At 43.1% G+C, this 1405-nt stretch carries 1 protein-coding gene; it reads left to right on the top strand.

Features of this window, described 5'->3' with window-relative positions; genetic code table 11:
* Positions 1 to 1405 (top strand): DUF1631 family protein (locus A3757_RS20300; protein WP_156506453.1); only part of this gene is annotated, 1405 nt, incomplete at both ends.

Below are 1405 nucleotides of genomic sequence, written 5' to 3'. Positions count from 1 at the left end.
TTTCAGGAGTATCCGCTAAACCGCTACCGAAGTTAGTCATTGTCGTTAGAGATAATTTTAGACTTAAAGTGCAGGATTTATTACGTCATTTGTTTGATGGTGCGGATGATGCGCTGTTTGAAATGGCCGACAAAGCGGGCACTAATGGTGACCAAGCGTTGTATTTCGATGCGATGAGAGAGCTTCGTTTACAGAAGCGCCATATCGCAAATGCCGTTGTAAAGCAGTTGTTGACTAATTTCAATTCGCTTACCAGTGGTCCACAGGTGAGCGGCCCGTCTGGTGACTCGATAGATTCATTGGATCTTATTGATAAGGATGAACTTGAGGTTAATGTCGCAGTCGATGCGATGGTGTCGAGGCTTAATCAAGGTATTGGCACGGTGCTCGAGGAGCTTAGTGCTCGGGTTTCCTTTATACTTGATGAGAGTGAAGTATTTTCTAAAGACTTTCCCGCGTCCCCGCATAAGCTATGTGATGCCTTTGCAAAAGCATGTGACTGTCTCGATTTTGGCATCCGAGCAAAGCTTATCGTGCTTAAACTATTTGAACGCTATGTACTGTCGAAAATGGCGGCAGTATATAAAGATTGCAATCAGCAGTTAAGGCAGTCAGGTGTACTTCCCGCATTAACGATCGGTATTGGCAAAACAGCGCGTACAAATAGCAGCAAGGCTGTTGAAATGCTCAATAATGTGTCAAAGACGGATACGATTAAATCAAATGGTCAGCTCGAGAATGCTACGCCTGATATCAATGGCTTTGATTCTTCAAGTGTTCCAACGCTCGGTGAAAATCAGTACCTTTCTCAGGGTATAGCTTTCGGTGAGTTGCGCTCTCTTCTTCATTCAGGTCAGCCCGCAAGTTCAATCGATGCAGGTGTTGGTGGTATGTCTAATATCATTCCGCAAACACATATTATTCAGCAATTATCGGCGCAGCAAAATCGGTTCTCTGGCCAGATTTCAGGTGATCAATTAGGTGGATATCAGCGTGTTGATTTTCGTAGTTTGTTATCAAGCTCGAGCGAATCTTCTGAGGGAGGGGCAATTTCCTCAGTGGACTCCGATGTCATTTCCCTAGTTTCAATGTTGTTCGATTTTATTCTTGATGATCGTCAGCTTCAGCCCGTTATGAAAGCGTTAATTGCAAGGCTTCAAATTCCTATACTTAAAGTAGCGATGCTAGATAGAAGCTTTTTTGATCGTGGCGGGCATCCTGCTAGAAAACTTCTGAACGAAATAGCTGCTGCTGCACTTGGCTGGACCGAAACAAGCGGTAGTAAGTCAGATAGACTGAAGGGAAAAATCGAAGCTGTCGTTGATAAAGTGCTAAACGATTTCGATGACAATCTAGATATTTTCCAAAGCTTATTAGATGATTTTATTAAATTTATAGTGATTGA

This window comes from Oleiphilus sp. HI0117, assembly GCF_001635235.1.
This window is presented reverse-complemented; position numbering and strand designations above follow the sequence as displayed.